A 20179-nucleotide genomic window follows, 5' to 3' on the forward strand; every position below is an offset into this window, starting at 1 on the left:
AGGATCGGAACGAACCCGTTCGGGCGGAGCGGGGTAGCGGTGTGTTCGAGCGGCCATGGATGAGCACCGGCGTGACAGGCTGTCGATCGAATCTGCCCGCCGGCTCCAGCGCCAGCTGCCGGCCGAGATCACACCGGGGCTGACCGACAGCGAATTCGACGCCATCGAATCCCGCTACAACTTTCGATTCGCCGACGACCACCGAGCCTTCCTGGCGGCCGGACTTCCCGTGGACGAGCCTGAGTCCGGATGGCGAGGCTGGCCGGACTGGCGACGCGACGACACGGAAGTCTTGCGTGCGTGGCTCGCTCAACCCGCCGAGGGTGTGCTTTTCGACGTTGAGCACAACGGTTTCTGGCACCCGGCATGGGGTGACCGGCCCGCTGATCCGATCCGATGTCTGGGGATCGCGCGCCGCGGGCTCGAGGCCGCGCCGCGGCTGGTTCCTGTTTTCGGTCATCGGTTCCTGCCCGGCATCGCGGGGCAATGGGGTCACCCGGTGCTGTCGATTGTCCGGACCGACGCGATTTACTACGGCCTGGACCTTTCCGACTATCTTCGGCATGAATTTCTGAGACAGGCCAGCGACCTCGACTTGGCTCACGCAACAGTTCCCTTTTGGAACTACCTGCTCGGCGACAGCGGCGGACCACCGACCTTGCGGGTCGTCGCACCGTCTGATCCCTACGCTGTCAGTCCCGACCAAGCCGTAGAACAACTGCGCATGCTGGCGCTGGAACGTCTCATCGGACGCCCGGTGGAACCGCAAAAGCTCATCGAAGCTGCCCTCGTCGCACTGGTTGTCGATATCGACAGCGAGTCCCTGCCTCTGCTCGGCGGACTCACTCGAGCAGAGCAAGACCGAGCCGAGGAACTGTTCGACCAGGTGCTGGACGAACTCGACATCGTGGCAACGATTCCCACCGGTGAGCGCGATGTCCGGCACCTGCTGGTTCGATGGTGGCTTCGTCAGATCATACAGGGCCATCTGCCGCCCGTGATCGGTGCCGAACTGATCGCGACCCAGGCTTGGATGCAGCTCGACCGGCCGCAATCGCTGCGCCCGCTGCTGGAGCTCACCGACCGCTACAGCGACTGGGAAGCCAACCAAACCGCCACGCCTTCCCAGCTTGCTACAGACATCGTCACTGCGGCGCAGGGGCTACTGAACAGCTCGTGGGCGTACTGATCAACTCTCGGGCAGGCGAAAAACAGCTCGACTTGGGGTCTGGGCTGGGACATCCAGCGACTTCGCGGCCGATGGTGATGCTCCGGATAAGCGCGCCGCTAGGGCTGTGATCAGTCACTTTTGTCGTACATTTGCCGATCCGGACACACCTCCCGGGGGCCGAGTCCGGGGTTCTGGCCGCCAGTGGGTCCTCGGGCTCTGGCTGCGGCCAGCCCGTCGCGGGTGTGTTCGGACATCAGGGCGAGCGGAACCCGACCCCGTGCTTCCAACTCTGGGAGGTGGATAGCCTCCAGCGAGAACGGACGGCTGATGGGAGTGGACGTGAACATCGAGGAAATGCTGGACCGGCTCGGCTCGGTGATCGGGCCGCCGCCTGTGGGCGGAGTGGTCCCGGTTCCGTGGGAGCTCGGGCCCGAGACGATCGGTTTCCAACTGCCCGCGGACTACCGGGCGTTCGCCGACCGGTACGGGATGGTGAGCATCAGGGACGAGCTGCACATCTACACACCATCAGCAGCGCCCAGCCCCCAGATCGGGGCGCCGCTGGGTTTCGAGGGATTCTTGTACTTCACGACGGAGCCCTACGGATACTGCGCCATGCTGGCCCAGGCCTACCAGGGCGGGGACTACGACGAGTGCCCGTATCCGCTGTTCCCGGCCGAGGGCGGGCTTTTGAAGTGGGGCAACAACTGGAGCTCCGACCAGTTCTTCTGGCTGATGCGGGGCCCGGACTCGGACCGGTGGCCGGTCGCCGCGAAGTTCGACTCGATGCGGGAGTGGGACCTGTTCGAGGGCGGCTTCCTGGAGTTCGTGCTGGCGGCGGTGACGGAGCAGTACCCCTACCACGGGGATGTCGTTCCCGGCGGGACGACGCAGATCGGCGATGGCCGTGCCTATCGCGTTCGGGGTGACTGGTCGAAGCAGTTGTGGCAGTGAGCCCGCGAACATCGACCACCGCGGGTCGGGGCGGCTTCGCGCCGAGCGCGCAGGCGTGTGTGGCAGGCCGGATGCCTGCCATCCGTCAAGGATGCTCCGACGATCCGGCTCGGCACTCCAGCTCAGAGTGCGGGGCGCTCGCGGAACGAGCTGTGGGCGGTGGGATCCGGAGCCGGGGGTCGGCGTTCGTCCGCGCTTTCGCGCCTTGGGCACTCGGGTCGGCGGGACGCGCGATGCCGCCGAGTCGGCCCAGCCCCCACAGCATCAGTGCCGACAGGGCGTAGATCGCGCCGACCCAGCAGGAGCCCAGCCATCCCCACGAGCTGTATGCCCAGGTGGTCGTGATGGCGCCGAGGGCGGATCCGAGGGAGTAGAAGGCCATGTAGACGCCGATGACGCTGCTGGCGCGGTTCGGATGGGCGGTGGTCAGCAGGTGCTGGCTGCTCACGTGCACGGCTTGGACGGCGAAGTCGAGCAGGACGATACCGGCGATGAGCGGCCAGAGGCTCGATCGGGCTTGGGCGATGAGCAACCAGGAGCCGGTGAGCAGAGCAAGTGACCAGCCGGTGATCGTTTGCGCGCGACCGGAATCGGCCCATCGTCCCGCACGGGCGGCCCCGAGCGCTCCGGCCAGCCCGGCCGATCCGAACAGCCCGATCTCGGTGGTGCCCAGCTTCCACGGCTCGGCGCCGAGTGGCAGCGCGAGCCCGCTCCACAGGGTCCCGAAGGACGCGAACAGGAACAGGGCGATCAGGCCCCGGCTCAGCAACAGTCGATCTGTGCGCACGAGCCGTCCCATCGATGCCAGCATCTGCGTGTATCGCACCTCGCTCGTCCTGTGGTCCGGGTGCAGCCTCGCTCGGGCGGTGATGGCGAGCACCGCACAGGACGCGGCGAGCAGCGCGTAGACCGCTCGCCAGCCGACCGTATCGCCCAGCGCGCCCGCGAGGACACGGACACCGAGAATGCCGATCACCACGCCCGAGGTGACGGCCCCGATATTGCGGCCCCGCTCGCCCGGCTCGGAGACAGCAGCGACATACGCGACCGTCACCTGCACCACGACTGCGAAAAACCCCGCGATCGCCAACCCCGCCATCACGGAAACACCGTTCGGTGCTGCGGCCGCGATAGCGGTGCCCACCGCGGTGAGTGCCAGATGCGCGGTGATGAGGCGGCGGCGGTTCACCACGTCTCCGAGCGGCACCAAGACCACCAGACCGGCGAAGTAGCCGATCTGTCCGGCGGCGACCAGCCCGCCCAGCGACTGCGGCGACAGCCCCAGATCCCGTCCCGCCGCTTCGGTTACGGGCTGGATCGCGTAGATGGTCGACACCGCCACGGCGCAGATCAGCGCCAGGATCCATCGCTGCGATCGTGTAACTCCGGTCGACACCACACCTCCATCATTGGTAGCAAAATGAAACCATTGAAGCGTAGGCATAATGGTTTCGTATTGCAACCGATAGGGAGGAGTGCGATGACGACGCCGCTCGGTTCCGCACGCGAGTGGACCGACCCCACCTGCCCCGTAGCCCGAACGATCGACCTGGTGGGCGATCGGTGGAGCTTGCTGATCGTGCGCGAGGCCATGGACGGCGCGGCCGCGTTCACCGAGTTCCAGCAGCGCCTGGGCATCGCGCGGAACATCCTCGCCGACCGCCTCCGTCGGCTGGTGGATCACGGCATCCTCACCAGCAGCCCGAACCCCGGCGGCAAGCGGCACATCTACGAACTCACCGAAGCCGGGCAGGACCTCTTCACCACGCTTGTCGCGTTGCGCCAGTGGGGAGAACGCCACGCCTTCACCGGCAACGAGCCGCGCTCCACACTCCTGGACCTCGACGGCAGCCCGGTCGCCGAACTGCGCCCGCAAACCCCGGCAGGCAAGACCCTCACCGCGGCAACGACCCGAGTCGACAAGGTCGGCTGAGCAGGAGTTGGCGGTACCAGCGGCGCGCGGCGGGTAAGTTCGATCGACCGCCCATCCGAAACAGGAGTCAGCAGTGCCCATCGAGCACGAAGCCAAGATTCTCGACATCGACCCCGGCGCCATCGAACAGCACATCATCGACAAGGGCGGCCGGAAACTCGGCGAGCGATTCATGCGCCGCTACGTCTACGACATCACACCGGGCGATGACTCGAAGTGGATCAGGCTGCGCGACAACGGCAATGGGACCACACTCGCCGTCAAGCACATCACCAGCGACGCCATCGACGGCACCCACGAAGTCGAGGTGAGCGTCGACGACTTCGCCGCCGCCAATGCCCTGCTCGAGATGCTGGGTTTCACCGCGAAGTCCTATCAGGAGACCAAGCGGATCAGCTTCGTCCTCGACGGCGCGCAGCTCGAGATCGATACCTGGCCGCGGATCCCGCCGTATCTGGAGATCGAAGCCGCGACCAAGGACGACGTCATCCGGATCGCCGGACTGCTCGGCTACACCGAAGCCGATCTGACCGGCGAGAACACGATCAAGATCTACGCGCGGCACGGCATCGATCTCAACACTGTCGGCGAACTACGGTTCTGAGTGTTGGGGGTTCTGGTAGTAATCGCGCGAAAAACAACGAAGTTGTCTTCACCAGCGGTGATCGACTGATTCGGACTGCGGCGCAGCATGTTTGGTGCTCGGCTCGGGTGCCGATGAGGTTGGTCGGCGTGGTGGAGGTCGGGTTTCGTGGCGACGCAGGTGTTCGCGGCCGCCCGCAGCCCGAACCGATCACAACGCCATCGCCACTGGTCCAGCCATATGAGGTGTTTTCCGCGCGATTACTACAAGTGTTGCCTATTGCGGTGGGTGCAAGCCAACTGCGTGAGGTCCAGACGTCGCCACGAGGGCAGCAATAACGGTGCCTGCCAGGGAGATCCATAGGGATCCGCTGCGGCGGGAACTTTCGAGGAGGGCCTGGGTTCTGCTGCGCACACCTCGACCCGTCGGCGAGCGACCTCATGCCTGTTACCGCCACCGGCCCGACCACAAGCTCCGATGCCAGGCTGGGGCTCGCCCGGTGAGCGGCGGCAGCGGCCACTTCAGGTAGGCGAGACGCGCGCTTATGGGCCGACGGTGAACGACTCACCGCAGTCACCTTCCAACCCTGACCTTGCTCGGGAAGCTACTCGGCAGCGCACGAGCAGGGAAACCGCTCATACTGGGCCGGCCGCCGTGGTGTCCGGACCGAGTGGCGGCACCGGCACAGCGAGCGCGAGCCTGGAAGCGCGCCCGGTCATGACGGTTCAGTGGCTGCGGCGGGCAGACTGAGGCTCCGCTCTGACCGGCTAACGCACTGTCATGCCGCATATCGCGCGCCAGGACAGCTTGGCCGGTGCCTCGGAGGCAGGCGCGCTCGTACCAATGTCACATCAGTTCAACCGACTCCAGGCCAGCCACTGCTCACGGTAGGCGTGCTGTTGCTCGACAGTCGAAACCTTCGACGCGGGCGCGGGCGAAAATATGTACCGGTAGCCGCGACCTCGCGACACACCTGCGATCGCAGTACGAAAAACGTTACGAAGGCCACACCGGTAGCGGGCCCACAACTCGAACCCACCACCCATCCCACTGCTCATCGGGGTCGGCCAATACTCCGGCCGTGCGCCGACAACGAGAAATCGAAAACCACTGCCCTCCGGAAGTTTTCGCACCGCCGCGAACCCATCGAACACATCGTCGCTCTCAGCGACCCATTCCCCGCCGGCCCCATCGGTCAACATGACTCGCCACCGACCTGTGACAAGGGCTCGCGCTGTCACCGACCAGCGCTGGATGTGTCCGTCGGGCGAACGCACCGCCACCAGATCGCGGCATTCGCCGCGCAACTCATCGGACGTCACAAAGTCCCCCTGTCCACCGCCATTTCAACGAACTCTAATGCCACGTGGCGCGCGATACTTGGCGCGAGCTCTGGTCGACGAGAAAACGACGCGCCGAGAACATCTCGAGCTCGGCGACGCACCATTATGCCGATGAGTGACTGCTCAAATTGTGTCGTAGGACCGGGTAGTGACAAGCGCACCCGTTGCGCGAAGCGCAATCGCTAGAACTTCCAATTCGACCCGGCTCCGTTGAGCCCCCGGGTGACAGAGCTCCTCGGCCATCGCAGGGGCTTCGGCGAGGGAGAGCGCTCCGAACTTTCGAAGAGACTGCATCACCGCCACGGGCGTGGCGCTACCCGCGGCAAGCTGCAGATCGGTCGGGCCGTCGGCGGCCAGGATCGTGACCGTGACCTCTATCAGCGACCCGCATTCCGATGCATTCGGTCGTGTAGGTCGCGGATTCGAGCACGGTGTTCACCTGTCGAATCCTGGATTCGACGCTCCACCGGGCGTGCCGAGAACGCACGCTCATGCCGCATGCCGCGCTGCCTGAAGCGGCCAGCCAGTCGGCGGAACGCACGATCATGCTCCGCATACTGCCTACATGTTCGGTGGGCTGGGCCTGCGCATCTCCTTCCCCGGATGACAGTCTGCTATCCGGGGAAGTGTCAGTGCCGTACTGCGGCGATCGGACTGCGACGCAACATGCCCGGTCCCCTTAGGGCCGATGGCCGCGACCGTGACCCGGCCGCGCACCCCGCCGGCTCGGACCCTGCGCAGCGCCGAGGCGTTCCTGGACACGATCGGATCGGCGAACACCCGCCGCGCCTCCGGCTTCGCGATCGTCAAAACCGTCGACGCCCTCGACGGACACGGCCCCGAGGGACTGATCGCGCGCTCGCGCGCCTTGGACTCGGTGTCCGACGCCGAGATCGGCGCAGCGCTGGAATCGCTGTGGGGCGCAGCGGCGGTCAACACTCGGAACGCGCGCCGCGCCGCGCGGTAGGCAAATGGCTGAGCTGGTGCGCCGAACAAGGCTGGGACGGACCGGAACTGCCCGCCTCGGCTGCGCGGTCGACCTCGCCCGGACTGCGACACCCCGGCGCGCTCGCGCGCCGCGATCGACCGGCTCATCGCCCGCCGCGAGGTCCATGTCCAGGAGAAGACACTGTGGCGGATGCTCTACGAAACATGCGCTCGCGCAGAGGACTGCTCCAACTCAACATCGAAGAACTGGACCAGGCGGGACGGTGCGCCCGGGTGAAGTCCAAAGGCGCCGAACACCGCACCCACCGCCGCGGTGCCGCCCACCATGAGCACGTCTTGGAAAAGGTGTACTGGGACGCGGGCACCGCCCGACTGTTGCCGCGACTGCTCCGAGGACGCACCCGGGACCGGTGTTCGTCACTCACCGCCGGCCCGGCAAGTACCTCGCCGAGCGCGACCTCTGCCTGACACCGGCCCGGCGCAGCTGTCCTACGACCAGGCCCGGGACCTGCTCGACCCTGCCACCGCGATCGAGGGACCCGCAACCGGCTGGGATCTGCACGAACTCCGGCACTCCGGCCTGACGCACCTCGGGGAGTCCGGGCCAGCCTGCTGGAACTGATGGCCAAGTCCCGGCACCGCAAAGCCGAGAACCTGCGCCGCTACTTCAAACCGTCGCCGCAGGCGATGCGCGATCTCACCGCGTTGCTCGGTCCGGGAGCCAACCGCCGCCGCTGAACTGCGCCTTCGCCGTATCCGTTGCTTTTCGCGCGGTTACTACCGGAACCACTGTTGATCTCGTCGCGCGTGGCGACAGTCGCATGACGGCCACGATCTTCGTCTCTGGGGCCCGGGACCACAAAGCGCTGTGGACCCGGGCGTGATGCTCTGGGCCACAGCGCTTTTCGCCGGGCTTACTTGACGCTGACCACCTGGCCGGAGGGTTCCTTGGCGTACAGCGCCTCGATCTCCGCGCTGTACTTGGCCGCGATGGGCGCGCGTTTGAGCGACATCTTCGGCGTCAGCTCGTCGCCGCCGGGTTCCCAGACCGCGCCCAGGACGGTGAAGCGTTTGATCTGTTCCACGCGGGACAGTTTGGCGTTGCCCGCCTGGACCGCGGCGAGTACTTCCTCGACGATCTGCGGCCGGGCGGCCAGGGCGGCGATGTCCTCGCCGGTGGCGTCGAGTTCCTTGGCGCGCAGGGCGGCGACGTCGGGGTCGAGCACGATCAGGGCGGCGATGTAGGGCTTGGCGTCACCGATGGCCACGACTTGACCGATCAGCGAGGAGGCGGCCTTCACCGAGTTCTCGATGTTGCTGGGGGCGATGTTCTTGCCCCCTTCGTTGATGATCAGTTCCTTCTTGCGGTCCACGATCCGCAGGTAACCGTCGGCGTCGAAGGTGCCGATGTCGCCGGTGTGCAGCCAGCCGTCGGAGTCGATGGCCTCGGAGGTCTTGTCCGGCATGTTGCGGTAGCCGCGAGTGACGATCGCGCCGCGCACCAGCACCTCACCGTCGGCGTCCAGTCGCACCTCCACGCCGTCGGCCGCGCGCCCGACCGAACCGGGGCGAGGCTTGTCCAGTTCGGTGTAGGTGCCCACGCCGGTGGTTTCCGACATGCCCCACACCTCGCTGACGGTGAAGCCGAGGCCGAGGAAGTACTCCAGGGTCTCCGGCGGGATGGGCGCGGCGCCGGAGGAGGCGACTTTCAGGTGATCCAGGCCCAAGGCGTGGCGCAGCTTGGACAGCACCAGCGTCTCGGCGATCCGATGCTGCGCGCTCAGCAGGGGACTGCGTCCTTTGCCCGCCAGATCGGCGCGTGCGGCGGCGATTCCGGTGCTGATCGCCCAGTTGGCCAGCGCTTTCTTGACCGGGCTCGGTTCTTCGGCGAGTTTGCCCTCGACACCGGCCTTGATCTTCTGCCAGACGCGCGGGACGCCGAAGAAGGTGGTCGGGCGCGCGTCGGGCAGCGCGGCGGCGACTTCGCGCGGGTCGGGGACAGTGGTGATCTGGATGCCGGTGAGCAGGTTGAGCGCGTGGGCGGAGATCCGGTCGGCGACGTGCGCGGCGGGCAGGTAGGACACCACCCGGTCGTCCAGGCCGACCTGCAGCGGGCCGCTGACCAGGACGATGATCTGGGCGAGCACGTTGCGGTGGGTGATCTCCACGCCCTTGGACGGTCCGGTGGTGCCGGAGGTGTAGATCAGGGTGGCCAAATCGTCGGCGCCGACGGCCTGCCAGGCGGCGTCGAAATCGAAGTCGGCGGCGGGCGCGGCCTCCACCTCTTCCAGGGTGACGGTGCCCTCGGCGGGGCCGTCGACCAGGATGATGTGGTCGACCGGCACGCCGGAGGCGGTGATCCGGTCGAGGAAGACCTGTTCTGTCACCACGATTTTGTTGCCCGCGTTGGTGAACAGGTGGGTGATCTGCTCGGGGGAGCTGGTGTTGTAGACGGAGAACGGGGTGGCGCCCAGATGCAGGGCGGCGGTGTCGACGAGATTGAACTCGGGGCGGTTGGTGAGCATGATGCCGACGGTGTCGCCGTGGCCGACGCCGAGCCCGGCCAGGCCCGCGGCGATCGAACGCACCCGTGCGGCGTACTCGCGCCAGGTGTACTGCTGGGTGCCGCCCACCTTGCGCAAGGCGATCTGGTCGGGGCGCAGCCGCGCGGTCTCTTGGAATGCGGCGGGAACGGTGTACACCGTTTTGCCCGACTGATGCGCGTATCCGATTTCTGTTGTCGTCATATCCCTGTTCCCGATAGCGCTGGCGTGAACCGGGCGCCGGTCCGCGCCGACGCCCGATCCAGGACTCGAAGCCGTGACACAGCGCGATGAAGGCGCTGTCAGTCCTACGAGTCGGCGCGCCACATGTGGCGCGGCTCACTCATGGTAGCCACAGGCGGGAAGCCGGGTGGGGCAAACTTCAACAATCCTTCAGGCACCGATCAGATCCGGCGCGGCGCCGGGCCCTGGACGCGGACGGACGTTCTCACCGGGTGCGAGCACGACCGCGTCCACCGCCCCCCGCAGTTCGCCGGTGGGAGCGCTGTCGTGCTCCTCGAACGCCCACGGCGCGGAGTCGGTCGGGATCCAGTGCTTGCGCCGGGTGCGCTTGGCCTCGAGGTACTCGCGGGCGCGTTCGCTCAGCGCCCGGGTACGCAACGGCACGGGGGTGACCCGCAACCCTTCCTGCCGCAGGGCCTCGACCTTGGCGGGATTGTTGGTCAACAGTTGCACCGAGCGCAGTCCGAGTTCGGCCAGTGCGCGAGCGGTGGCCACGTAGGTGCGCCCGTCGGCTGGGTAGCCGAGGGCTTCGTAGCTCGAGAAGGTATCCGCGCCCGAGCGCTCGCTTTCCCGGTAGCCCAGCGCTTTGGCGATCAGGCCCGCGCCGCGGCCCTCCTGTTCCAGGTAGACCAGCACGCCCGAGCCCGCGGCCTGGATGAGATCCAGCGCCTTGTCCAGTTCCGGCCCGCAGTCGCAGTCCTGCGACCGCAGCGCCTCTCCGTAGAGGCAGCGCGAGTGCACCCGCACCAGGCAGCCGTCGGCGACCGCGCCGAACAGCAGCAGGTGCCCCTTCTCGCCCTCCCCGGTCAACTCCACCACCCGAACTCGCAGATCATGCCCGTTGCGACGGAACCGATGCTCGGTGTCGGCAGGATCCACAACTTTGGTCAATGCTCCTCCGTAGCGAGTTTGTAAATTCGCTCGACCTCACTCACCAGTGGCATTGCCCCGGGGACATCCCCGATCGATTGCGTCGCCACCATTGCGGCGGTCGCCCAGACGTAGTCGTTGCGTTCGGCGGGGCGGCGCGTCGAAACGAGACGATATACCAGGGCGGCGGAGAAGGCAGCGTGAGCGCCCACCGAGTCCTCCAGCGCCGTCGGGAACGGCTGGAATCGGTCGCTGACCTGGTCCGACCACACCTCGCACCGGAAATCCTGGATCGCGCAGACCGCGCCGACGCCGAGCGCGCGCAGCCGTGTGGCGGTCGGCTCGCCACACCGGGTCGCGTCATCGCCGGCCATCGCCAGCGCTTGCAGGTCCTTGTCGCCGCCGACGAGGTAGTCCACCGCCCCGAGATGCTGATACAGGTACTGCGGGCGTTCCAATCGCGGCGCCGGATGCACCACCACCAGCGGCCGCCGCGGCAGTTCGCGCAGCTGCCCCATGATCTGCTCGATGACGCCGGTGGGTTGCTCGAACGTCAGCAGCACCGCGTCCGCGGTGGCGATCGCCGAACGGATCGCGTCGGTGCGCAATTCCTGCGCGCTCAACCGGATTCGCTCGTCCTTGCAGCCGATCGTGCTCGCCGCGCCGGTGCGGGCCACGATCACCGCGGTCACGGGCGTCGGCGCGAAAGGCACCACTTTGACGAGTTCGGTCTCGACGCGTTCGCTGCGCAGGTATTCCAGGATGCGATCGCCCGCGTCGTCGTCGCCGACCGCCGAGATCAACCGCACCCGCAGCCCCAGCCGGGCCGCGGCCACGGCGCGGGTGAGGCCCTTGCCGCCGGGATGCTCCCGGTAGCTGCCGCGCGCGGTCGCGCCGGAGCCGGGGATACGGTCGACCACGTACATGTGGTCGATGACCGCGTCGCCGATCACCGTGACCACACTGCGGTCGTCCACCGGAACGGTTTCGGCCGCAGCGGTTTCCGTCGCGGCACCGAAGTCGACGACGTGCGCGCCGTCGAACACCGATGCCGTGGCCAGTTGCGCGGCCAGTTCGGTGAACGCCCGGCGCTCGGGGGCGCCACGCAGTGAGCGCACCGTCAGTGTGCCGGGAATCGGTTGCGCCCCAAGGGCTTCGTGCAACACCGCCCATCGCTCGGCGAGATATTCGCGGCGCTCACCCAGGTCCGGCGCGTAGAGCCGGCCGGGATCCACTCCGGCAGGCGGGTTTTCGCGCAACAGCCCCAGTGACAGTTCCGCGTCGACGACGAGCCGGTGGGTGGGGCCCAAGCGCAGCGCCAGTTCGCGCACCAGCGGCAGCACCGCCTCTTCCCGGTCGACGCCCGCACGCCGGGCGTACTGCCGCACGGCCAGCAGATCCAGCAGGGGTAGTACGTCGATCTCGGTGCTGCGCAACCGATCCGAGCTCAGGCCGGAGCGTTTGCACAAGCGGGTGAGGATATTGCGAACGGCAACCATTCCCGAATCCTGCGGGACCATGGCGATGCCACCCTCCTCTATCGGCGCGACACCGGGCCGTCGCGCGCATGTTGGCCACGCAAATCGGGTTTAGCCAGCGGGCAAATTGTCAATTACCAAATTACAACGGCAATTGCGCGCGGGGAACGGCAAATGCCACACTGTATGTGGCGATCCCCATCGCACCACCAGGCACATCGGGAGGGCTGGTGATGAGAATGATTCTTCAGATACGGCAGCCGCGACGGCGACGGCGACACCGCTCCGGCGGATCCGATACCGAGCTGGTGCCCAAGCAGGTGAGGGACTGAACCGGCCGCCGGACGCTCCCCGCGGCAACGCGCCGGTCATCACCCGCCTCGCGGCGGCACACCGGTACGCCGACCACACGCCGTAGCGCCCCCGGCCTCTCGGCCCGACGGCCGCTACCCACTCCGTTTCCCGAATCCCACAGCCGTGGCGCCTGCCACCGCGCCGATCCAGCCTCGCACGCCACCCTCGGCGCGCGACGCCCACCGACTCGCCCGATACCGCGGCGCCCCCGGCCGCCGCACAGCAGCGAGCCACCCCCTGGACCACCCGGCCCGGCAGCGGACTTCTCCGGCCCGGGCACACCCACCGCGCCCGCCGGACCGGCGGAACACACGATGCGGCGCCTGCACCGCGCCGCACCAGCGGATGCACGACAGGAGGCATTCGTGATCATCGAACTCAGCACCCTGGAGCCGGCCTCACTCCACCTGTTGCACCGGAGACCGCGATGACCATACACACCACCGAATGGACGATGACCAGTGACATAACCCCGGAATCGGCCTACCGCGACACCGACGCGACCGACAGCTGGCGGCTGAGCTGGCTACCGGACCGGCGGCTGACCCGGGGCCAGGCACTGGCCGGGATGTCTTTGGACGAACTGCTCAGCGACCCGCACGTCGTGCACGACCGCATGACCCAGGCCCGCGTCGAGGCCTATGCCGACCAACTGGGCATCTTGCGCGACCACGCGGTGATCCTGCTCGCCAAGCGAATGGCCGCTCGGCTGGGCCAGCAATTGCGGCCGAAGGGAGATCCGACACCGCCGGGGCATCGACCACGATCCCGGCGAGTGCGCACCCGCACTGCCGAACCACCGTTCGTACTCGGCTAGCTCACCTGATTCAGGCGTGGGCTTTGTGCTCCGCGCCGACGGCCTCACCGATGCTGCGATAGCCCCCGGCACGCAACCGCTGCGCCAGCCCACGATGGATCCTGCGCATCCAGAACGGGCCGCCGTAGATGAAACCGGTGTAGCCCTGCAACAACGTCGCCCCGGCCAGGATGCGTTCCCACGCCTGGTCGACGGTTTCGATACCTCCGACCGAGATCAGCACCAGCCGGTCACCCACCCGCCGGTACAGCCGCCGCAGCACCTCGAGCGAACGGTCGGCGACCGGCGGACCGGACAAGCCACCCGCCCCCATGGCGGCCACCTGCGCCGCGTCGGTGCGCAGACCGTCCCGGCGGATGGTGGTGTTGGTGGCCACGATCCCCGCCAAGCCGAGTTCCACGGCCAGATCGGCGACGGCGTCGATGTCCTCGTCGGACAGATCCGGCGCGATCTTCACCAGCACCGGCACCCGCACACTGTCCAGCACCGCCCGCAGCAGCGGCCGCAGCGATTCCACCGCCTGCAGATCCCGCAGGCCCGGCGTGTTGGGGGAGCTGACGTTGACCACGACGAAATCGGCCAGCGGCCCCAGCAGCGCGGCGCTGGTGGCGTAGTCCGCGGCCGCGGCCTCGGGCGCCACGATCTTCGTCTTGCCGATGTTCGCGCCGATCGGCACCCCACCACGCCGGTCACGCAGCCGTTCGGCGGCCGCGGCGGCGCCGTGATTGTTGAACCCCATCCGATTGATCAGAGCGCGGTCGGCGGGCAGCCGGAACAGCCGCGGCGCCGGATTGCCCGGCTGCGGCTGCGCGGTCACGGTGCCGATCTCGGCGAAACCGAACCCCAGCGGCGCCCAGGCATCCACACCGTCGGCGTTCTTGTCGAAACCGGCGGCCAGTCCCAGCGGCGCGGGGAACTCGACCCCGAACGCCTCGGCGCGCAAAATCGGATCGCGGCTGACGAGGACCTTGCTCATCGCCCAGCGCAGCGGCGCGAGCCAGGCGGCCAGCCGCATGACCGCGAAGACCAGGTGGTGGATGCGTTCCGGCGCGACCAGGAACATCAGTCGGAGTAGCAGGGCGTACATCGGCTCACATTCCGGGTTCGGGCTGGGGTAGTAGTGCGGATTTTCGCCGCCGCAGCAGCACCCGCCTGCTGCCGTCGGTGTAGGCGCGCACCCGCGAGAGTTCCCAGCCGCCGAACTCCGCCTGGATCGCCAGCCGCATGGACGCGGTCACCCGCGTGACATCCGGCGGCAGCCGTAACGGCACGTACTCGTAGTCGTCGCTGGTGGTTTCCCAGCCCGCGGGCAGTGCGCGCCCGCGCCCCCGATGTGCTGCCGGTTCGGTAGATGCCGCGGAATCCTCGTCCGCGTGTGGTGTCCGAGCCATCAGTGCCCTCTCTTCCGATCGTCCGCACCGATCCGTTGCAGACCGTCGCCGGTCGCGGACCCCACGAACAGATCACCGGTGCGTTGCTCGACAGCCACCGAGTTCGGTTGCCTGACGGTGGCGTAGCGGCCCACTTCCTTCGGTATACCAGTCGACAGGTCGAATCCGACGACCTCGTTGCGCTGCGTGCACGTCACCCACACGGTGTCCGACCGCTGGTCGTAGGCAAGTGCGTAAGGCGAAGATCCTACCGGGAAACGCTGCCGCAACACGAGTGGTCCCGCGGTGTAGACCAGCAGTTCGCCGCCCGCGGTGTCGGTGACCACGAACCGTCCGCGCGTGTCGCCGATCAGCTGCGTGGCCCCGTCACCGGCGCGCAGCGCCAATCCGGGGCGCTGTTCGCTCGGGTCGAGTTCGAAAATGGCGGTCTGATGCCGGTCGAGCACGGTCAGGTTCCCGTCGGCTTCGGCCAGCACATCGGCGGAGACGAGCCCGGACACCGTGCGGGTCACCGCACCGTCGGGTGCCAGGTCCAGCACCCGGCCGTCGGCGGTGCCGACCAGCAACCCGCCGTCGGGGCGTGCGCGTACCGACCGCACATCGCCGTCGACGGCCACCGCGGACACCGCCCCGGAGGCGAGGTCCACCCGCAGCACCCGCCCCGGTGCGGCCGCCAGCATCTCACCCGGCTTGCCCGGCGTGAGACCGCCCGCGCGATCGGGCAACGTCACCGTGCGCACCACCGGCGCGGCGGCGGCGGGATCGAGCACGGTGAGGACCGAACCGTCCAGACCGGCCAGCAACCCGCCGCCGGAATCGGCTTGCAGCTCGGCCAGCGGACCGGCGGGCAGCACCCGCCCGACCGGCGGCGTCGTCACCGCAGGCGCGACCGCGGGGGTGGCCGGTTCCCTGGTCGGCAGATCAGGGCCGCCCGAGCCGGAGGAGCAGCCGGCCAGCAACACCAGCACCGCCGCACCCGCGAACACCGAGACGAGCGAGCCGCGAGGACGCATCCACCGAACTCCTTCTACCGACGAATTTTCCGCAACCTCACCATCTGACCATGATGCGGCAACCAACCGACCGACCGGGGTGGCGGCTCGAGCGGAATGTCGGCGGCGGCGGCTACGGTGGAGACCACACTGTCCGATACAGGGAGATCCGGGTTGAAAGCCGACCATACGTCGGGATTTGTCATCGACGACATCACCGTAGGCCCCCACGCGCACGGCTTCGGGACCACCGCCGAGGGCCACCCCTTCGCGTTCCGCACCATCCGCGCCACCCTGACACTGGAGATCTACCGCCGCGATCTGGGCGATGCCGTCCCCGGCCCGGAGGACGTGCTCGCCACCGCCGACGCCACGGTCACCGACATCGACCTCGACGACGAGCGCAGTGTCGCCGCCCTGGTGCGGGATATGATCCCCGACACCGCGACGATCGAGGCCGCCGCGGGACGGGACGTCACGACCGTGCGTGCCCTGCTGGGACGGATCAGCTCCGTCATCGAAGGTATGTAGGAAGTGATGACCCACACACCACTCGCCCGCGCCGCGCTCACCGCCGCCGGTCTGCTGCTGACGGCGGTCGTCGCCGCGTGCGACACCGGAACCGACGAGGCCGCCGTCGACGCCGCCCGGTCCTCGGCGAACGCGTCGCTGTCGTCCTCGATCGCCGTGTCCTCCCGTGCCGCCCACCCGCCGCTGCCCACCGCCGCCGACCTGGACGCCCAGATCAAGCGGGCACTGGACCCTGCGCTGCCCGACAGCGAACGCACCGCCCTCATCGAGGACGGGGAATCCTTCCGCCAGGCCATCCCCGACATGTACAAGGCGCTGCAGGACAACCCGCGCGCCGTCTACGGCGTCACCGACCCGGTGTTCGACAACCACGACGGCACCCTGACCGCCACCATGCGGCTGGACAAGGACGGAACCGGCGCCGCGGTCCGCACCACCGTCGTGCACTTCGTGCTCGTCGACGGCAAGTGGAAGATCTCGCGCACCGACCTGTGCGGCATCCTGCGCTCGGCCGACTACCGCACCCCGGCCTGCGGCTGACCCGCGACGCGATGCGCCGTTCCGGATCACTGCGGTGGGGGCGGTGGGTCCACCGCAACCGCTACCTCGTTCTCGCCCTGTTCGTACTGTTCGTGCTGGTCTCCGGCTGGTACGGCCGCGACCTGGCCGGGCGGCTGACCCAGGAGGGCTGGTTCGACGAGAGCAGCGAATCGGTGGCCGCGGCCGAACTGGCCGACCGCACCTTCGGTCGCGACACCGACAGCGACCTGATCCTGCTCTACACCGCACCCGACGGCGCCACCGTCGACGACCCGGCCGTCCGCGGCCCGGTCACCCAGCACCTGGCCGGATTGCTGGCCGCCTACCCCGACCGCATCCAGAAGATCGACAGCTACTGGGACAGCCCGTTCTCCGCCCAGGCCACCGACGCCACGCACACCCACGCCTTCGCCAGCGTCGGCCTGCGCGGTTCGGGCACCGCGACGGTGCAGAACTACGCCGCGATCGAAGACCATCTCGGCGCCGGACGCGCAGGCGGCGGCCCGGGCGGCACGACCGTGCAACTGGCCGGATTGCAGCCGATCGTCGAAGGCATCAACACCGGCATGCAACGCGACATCAAACGCGCGGAAATGATCGCCCTGCCGTTGGTGGCGATCCTGCTGTATTTCGTGTTCGGCGGCGTGATCGGCGCGCTGCTGCCGGTGCTCATCGGCGGCATGACCATCCTGGGCACCCAGGGCGCGCTGCGGGCGCTGACCGACCACCTCGACGTCAACGTCTTCGCCAGCGCCGTGATGACCCTGGTCAGCCTGGGCTTGGCGATCGACTACGGCCTGTTCACCGTCACCCGCTTCCGCGAGGAACTCGCCGCGGGCCACACCGTCGAAGAGGCCACCGCCCGCACCGTCGCCACCGCCGGGCGCACCGTGCTGTTCTCCGCGGCGATCATCGCCCTCAGCCTCGGGGCGCTGTTCATCTTCCCCAACGGGGTGCTGCGCTCGGTGCCGCTGGGCGGTATCAGCTCGGTGCTGCTGGCGGCGCTGCTGTCGGTGACCGCGCTGCCCGCGGCGTTGAGCATCGTCGGACGCCGCATCGACTTCCTGGGGTGGAAACGCTTCTCCCGCAGCAAGACCGAGGCCCAGATCGACGCCGGTTTCTTCTCCCGCCTGGCGCTGTGGGCGATGCGCCGCCCCCTGGCGGTGGCCGTGCCGATCGTGCTGGCCCTGCTGGCGTTGAGCATCCCGATACGTCACATCGAATTCGGCGGCCTGAGCGAACGCTATCTGTCCGACGACAACCCGGCGCGAGTGGCGCAGGAACGTTTCGACGCCCTGTTTCCCAGCTTCCGCACCGAGCCACTGAAACTGGTGGTGCTCGGCGCCGACCCACAGCAGTTGAGCGACATCCGCTACGCCGCCAACCAGATCCCCGGCCTGACCGGACGCTTCGAACCCGCCGCACCCACCAAGGACGGCATCAACGTGCTCGCCGCCGGGCTGACCGACAAACGCGACGCCGACCGGGTGATCGCCGCACTGCGCGCCATTCCCGAACCGCCCGGCACACAGGTGATGGTCGCGGGCGTGCCGGCCCTGGAACGCGACAGCATCAACGGCCTGCTCGACGGCCTGCCGGTACTGCTGGCCATCCTGGTCGCCGCGGCGCTGGCGCTGATGTACGCGGCGTTCCGCTCGCTGGTGCTCGCGCTGAAAGCGGTGGCCATGAGCGCGCTCAGCCTCGTGTCCACCCTCGGCATGCTGACCTGGATGTTCGTCGAGGGGCACGGCGCGGGGATCTTCCAGTTCACGCCAGGACCGCTGATGTTCGCGGTGCTGGCGTTGATCGTGACGGTGGTGTTCGGGCTGTCCACCGACTACGAGGTATTCCTGCTGTCGCGGGTGTCGGAAGCGCGTGCCGCCGGCGCGGACGCACCCGAGGCCATCCGCTACGGCATCGCCCACACCGGCGGCGTGATCACCTCCGCCGCCGCGATCCTCATCGTGGTCACCGGTGCGTTCGGGTTCTCGGATCTGGTGCTGATGAAATACATCGCCTACGGCATGATCGCCGCCCTGATCCTGGACGCCACCGTCATCCGCATGCTGCTGACACCCGCGGTGCTGAAACTGATCTGGCGGTAGGACACCGGCAATCGTTTACGCTTTCGGGCATGTCCGGCACGTTGATCGTCTATGCCCGCTGTTCCACGGGCACAAAGGATCTCATCGCTCAGCGCGACCGGTTGTGTGAGCTCGGCAGCAGCGGGCAACGCAGCTGTCCCGTCCACGGATCGACAGGCACCAACCGTGAGCGCCCCGGGCCCGACCAGACGCGCGCGGCGGCCCGCGCCGGGGACGCTCTCGTGGTCCCGGGACTCGACCGGCTCGCCCGCTCGGTCCCGACCGCGCGAGCGGTCGGTGACGACCCCGCCGCCCGCGGCCTGCCAGACGCGACGACCAGATCTCCCTGACGGCAGCTTTGGGCTCGACCCGGCTGTATCCCCGGCACGGCTGACGGTCGCGAACACAGGACCACACGGACGTCGGCGACGGTGCCGGGAGAAGACGGGGAAGCTGCGGTGATCGAGCCGAGGGCGTTGACTTGCTGACCAGATCCGAGGTGATCGCACGGGCGTATGCCCGATTCGCCCAGCACTTGAGCAACGAGATCAGGAGATTGGCCAGAGCTGATGCCGAACACGGCGTCAGGCCCGTCGCTGGTGAAGCCGCGGCGGCAGCCCGAGTGTTTTCCGACGCCGACAGAGGTTTTCGCCATGCTTTCGATACCGGCGACCCGTCGTTCCCGCGTCCGCTGCTGGAACCCGGTTCCGCGCCGCCGGATCGTTTCTACAACGGAGCACGCCTGTGGCAGGTCGACCAAGTTTTTCCCCGAGCTTTCCGTGGACCAGAAACCACAGCCGAGGAAGGCTATATCCGCACAGCGTCGCACAGCACCGCCGGAGACGTTGTCTACCTGACCGACGGCCCCGATATCGCCGGTGTGTACGGAACGATCACGAGCTGGACCGATGTCCGCGACGGCACGATGCGGTTCCATCCCGCGGGGATGGTACTGGGTATCGACGCCACCCGTATCCGGGTGAATCCGATGGCCGCGGAAGGGCATTCGGCGGCCGATTACGTCGAGGGAGTCAGCGACCGCGTATTCACCACACCGGGTCGCGTCGACACATCCAAGATCGTCAGCGTGGAATTCCAAACCTACGACGACATCATCACCAACCCCGAGGTAAACCTGGTCGCCGACGGGTTCCCCGGCTTCGACGGCCTTGGGCAGGATTCGTTGCGCGACCCCGCAGTAGTCGCCGATCGACTCACCGGCATCGCCGAGGCCGTGCGCAGAAACTACCCGACGATCGACGTCACCATCAGTGCCAACCACCTCTCCAGCGACGAAGCCATCAGAACCTTCCTGGCGACATGAGCACTGCAACAGCTGTGGTCACGGTTCGTCATGTACCCGAGGACACGATCCCTGACCGCACCCCCGGCAGGCGGTGCCGC

Annotated in this window: 18 protein-coding genes; 11 read left to right on the top strand and 7 right to left on the bottom strand. The window is 68.0% G+C overall.

Annotated features, from left to right (window positions below; translation table 11 throughout):
- The first annotated feature begins 55 nt into the window (after positions 1-55).
- A complete protein-coding gene (locus ACWESM_RS29160; protein ID WP_452494474.1) occupies positions 56-1189 on the top strand; it encodes a hypothetical protein in 1134 nt (377 codons plus the stop codon).
- A 309-nt stretch (positions 1190-1498) separates the two neighbouring features.
- Entirely contained in the window at positions 1499-2125 is a 627-nt protein-coding gene (locus tag ACWESM_RS29165) for a hypothetical protein (protein ID WP_452494476.1), read from the top strand.
- Positions 2126-2210: 85 nt separating this feature from the next.
- Here the strand turns inward: ACWESM_RS29165 and ACWESM_RS29170 are convergent, their stop codons facing one another.
- Complete coding sequence (locus ACWESM_RS29170) at positions 2211-3521, bottom strand: MFS transporter (protein WP_452494477.1); 1311 nt, start codon at positions 3519-3521, stop codon at positions 2211-2213.
- Between the two features lie 84 nt (positions 3522-3605).
- Between ACWESM_RS29170 and ACWESM_RS29175 the strand changes: the two genes are divergently transcribed.
- The 3 genes from ACWESM_RS29175 (at position 3606) to ACWESM_RS29185 (ending at position 6951) form a co-directional block, all read left to right on the top strand.
- Positions 3606-4058: a winged helix-turn-helix transcriptional regulator gene (locus ACWESM_RS29175; protein WP_452494479.1), complete on the top strand. Its 453-nt coding sequence runs from the start codon at positions 3606-3608 to the stop codon at positions 4056-4058.
- A 73-nt stretch (positions 4059-4131) separates the two neighbouring features.
- Positions 4132-4662 (top strand): class IV adenylate cyclase, encoded by a 531-nt coding sequence (locus tag ACWESM_RS29180; protein WP_397276465.1) that lies wholly within the window; start codon positions 4132-4134, stop codon positions 4660-4662.
- 2010 nt (positions 4663-6672) lie between these two features.
- Positions 6673-6951 (top strand): hypothetical protein, encoded by a 279-nt coding sequence (locus ACWESM_RS29185; RefSeq protein WP_452494481.1) that lies wholly within the window; start codon positions 6673-6675, stop codon positions 6949-6951.
- 895 nt (positions 6952-7846) lie between these two features.
- Here ACWESM_RS29185 and ACWESM_RS29190 read toward each other — a convergent pair.
- From ACWESM_RS29190 to ACWESM_RS29200, 3 genes are all read right to left on the bottom strand, one after another.
- Entirely contained in the window at positions 7847-9679 is a 1833-nt protein-coding gene (locus ACWESM_RS29190) for an AMP-dependent synthetase/ligase (protein ID WP_397276472.1), read from the bottom strand.
- Positions 9680-9868: 189 nt separating this feature from the next.
- Complete coding sequence (ribA, locus tag ACWESM_RS29195) at positions 9869-10609, bottom strand: GTP cyclohydrolase II RibA (protein ID WP_356966117.1); 741 nt, start codon at positions 10607-10609, stop codon at positions 9869-9871.
- A complete protein-coding gene (locus ACWESM_RS29200) occupies positions 10606-12087 on the bottom strand; it encodes a PfkB family carbohydrate kinase (RefSeq protein ID WP_364435072.1) in 1482 nt (493 codons plus the stop codon). Before ACWESM_RS29200 ends, ribA begins: the two co-directional genes overlap by 4 nt.
- Positions 12088-12847: 760 nt before the next feature.
- On the opposite strand from ACWESM_RS29200, the gene ACWESM_RS29205 reads away from it, so the two are divergent.
- On the top strand, positions 12848-13237 hold the full coding sequence (locus ACWESM_RS29205; RefSeq protein WP_355077995.1) for a hypothetical protein: 390 nt from the start codon (positions 12848-12850) through the stop codon (positions 13235-13237).
- 10 nt (positions 13238-13247) lie between these two features.
- Here ACWESM_RS29205 and ACWESM_RS29210 read toward each other — a convergent pair whose 3' ends face one another.
- From ACWESM_RS29210 to ACWESM_RS29220, 3 genes are read right to left on the bottom strand one after another with little or no spacing between them, the layout of a single operon-like run.
- Positions 13248-14324 (bottom strand): quinone-dependent dihydroorotate dehydrogenase, encoded by a 1077-nt coding sequence (locus ACWESM_RS29210; RefSeq protein ID WP_355077996.1) that lies wholly within the window; start codon positions 14322-14324, stop codon positions 13248-13250.
- A 4-nt stretch (positions 14325-14328) separates the two neighbouring features.
- Positions 14329-14628 carry a DUF5703 family protein gene (locus ACWESM_RS29215; RefSeq protein ID WP_355077997.1) on the bottom strand — a complete coding sequence of 100 codons (300 nt, stop codon included), beginning with the start codon at positions 14626-14628 and terminating at the stop codon, positions 14329-14331.
- Positions 14628-15641 carry a YncE family protein gene (locus ACWESM_RS29220; protein WP_452494485.1) on the bottom strand — a complete coding sequence of 338 codons (1014 nt, stop codon included), beginning with the start codon at positions 15639-15641 and terminating at the stop codon, positions 14628-14630. Before ACWESM_RS29220 ends, ACWESM_RS29215 begins: the two co-directional genes overlap by 1 nt.
- Before the next feature lie 153 nt (positions 15642-15794).
- Here ACWESM_RS29220 and ACWESM_RS29225 point away from each other — a divergent pair, with 153 nt between their 5' ends.
- The 5 genes from ACWESM_RS29225 to ACWESM_RS29245 all read left to right on the top strand — a co-directional run bounded on the left by ACWESM_RS29225 (position 15795) and on the right by ACWESM_RS29245 (position 20099).
- The gene (locus ACWESM_RS29225) at positions 15795-16151 is read left to right on the top strand and encodes a hypothetical protein (protein WP_397276481.1); all 357 of its coding nucleotides are present in this window, start codon (positions 15795-15797) and stop codon (positions 16149-16151) included.
- A 6-nt stretch (positions 16152-16157) separates the two neighbouring features.
- The gene (locus tag ACWESM_RS29230; RefSeq protein WP_356966108.1) at positions 16158-16691 is read left to right on the top strand and encodes a hypothetical protein; all 534 of its coding nucleotides are present in this window, start codon (positions 16158-16160) and stop codon (positions 16689-16691) included.
- An 11-nt stretch (positions 16692-16702) separates the two neighbouring features.
- On the top strand, positions 16703-18796 hold the full coding sequence (locus ACWESM_RS29235; RefSeq protein WP_452494558.1) for an MMPL family transporter: 2094 nt from the start codon (positions 16703-16705) through the stop codon (positions 18794-18796).
- A 29-nt stretch (positions 18797-18825) separates the two neighbouring features.
- The gene (locus ACWESM_RS29240) at positions 18826-19125 is read left to right on the top strand and encodes a recombinase family protein (RefSeq protein WP_452494488.1); all 300 of its coding nucleotides are present in this window, start codon (positions 18826-18828) and stop codon (positions 19123-19125) included.
- Positions 19126-19310: 185 nt separating this feature from the next.
- Positions 19311-20099, top strand: coding sequence for a hypothetical protein (locus tag ACWESM_RS29245; RefSeq protein WP_397276487.1), 789 nt, complete (start codon positions 19311-19313; stop codon positions 20097-20099).
- The last annotated feature ends 80 nt before the right edge of the window (positions 20100-20179 follow it).

This window comes from Nocardia sp. NPDC003999 (assembly GCF_053604885.1).

Coding starts and splice junctions, on each gene's coding strand:
- ACWESM_RS29160 (WP_452494474.1), top strand. CDS start 56: ATGGATGAGCACCGGCGTGACAGGCTGTCGATCGAATCTGCCCGCCGG.
- ACWESM_RS29165 (WP_452494476.1), top strand. CDS start 1,499: ATGGGAGTGGACGTGAACATCGAGGAAATGCTGGACCGGCTCGGCTCG.
- ACWESM_RS29175 (WP_452494479.1), top strand. CDS start 3,606: ATGACGACGCCGCTCGGTTCCGCACGCGAGTGGACCGACCCCACCTGC.
- ACWESM_RS29185 (WP_452494481.1), top strand. CDS start 6,673: ATGGCCGCGACCGTGACCCGGCCGCGCACCCCGCCGGCTCGGACCCTG.
- ACWESM_RS29190 (WP_397276472.1), bottom strand. CDS start 9,679: ATGACGACAACAGAAATCGGATACGCGCATCAGTCGGGCAAAACGGTG.
- ACWESM_RS29200 (WP_364435072.1), bottom strand. CDS start 12,087: ATGGTTGCCGTTCGCAATATCCTCACCCGCTTGTGCAAACGCTCCGGC.
- ACWESM_RS29205 (WP_355077995.1), top strand. CDS start 12,848: ATGACCATACACACCACCGAATGGACGATGACCAGTGACATAACCCCG.
- ACWESM_RS29210 (WP_355077996.1), bottom strand. CDS start 14,324: ATGTACGCCCTGCTACTCCGACTGATGTTCCTGGTCGCGCCGGAACGC.
- ACWESM_RS29215 (WP_355077997.1), bottom strand. CDS start 14,628: ATGGCTCGGACACCACACGCGGACGAGGATTCCGCGGCATCTACCGAA.
- ACWESM_RS29220 (WP_452494485.1), bottom strand. CDS start 15,641: ATGCGTCCTCGCGGCTCGCTCGTCTCGGTGTTCGCGGGTGCGGCGGTG.
- ACWESM_RS29230 (WP_356966108.1), top strand. CDS start 16,158: ATGACCCACACACCACTCGCCCGCGCCGCGCTCACCGCCGCCGGTCTG.
- ACWESM_RS29235 (WP_452494558.1), top strand. CDS start 16,703: ATGCGCCGTTCCGGATCACTGCGGTGGGGGCGGTGGGTCCACCGCAAC.
- ACWESM_RS29240 (WP_452494488.1), top strand. CDS start 18,826: ATGTCCGGCACGTTGATCGTCTATGCCCGCTGTTCCACGGGCACAAAG.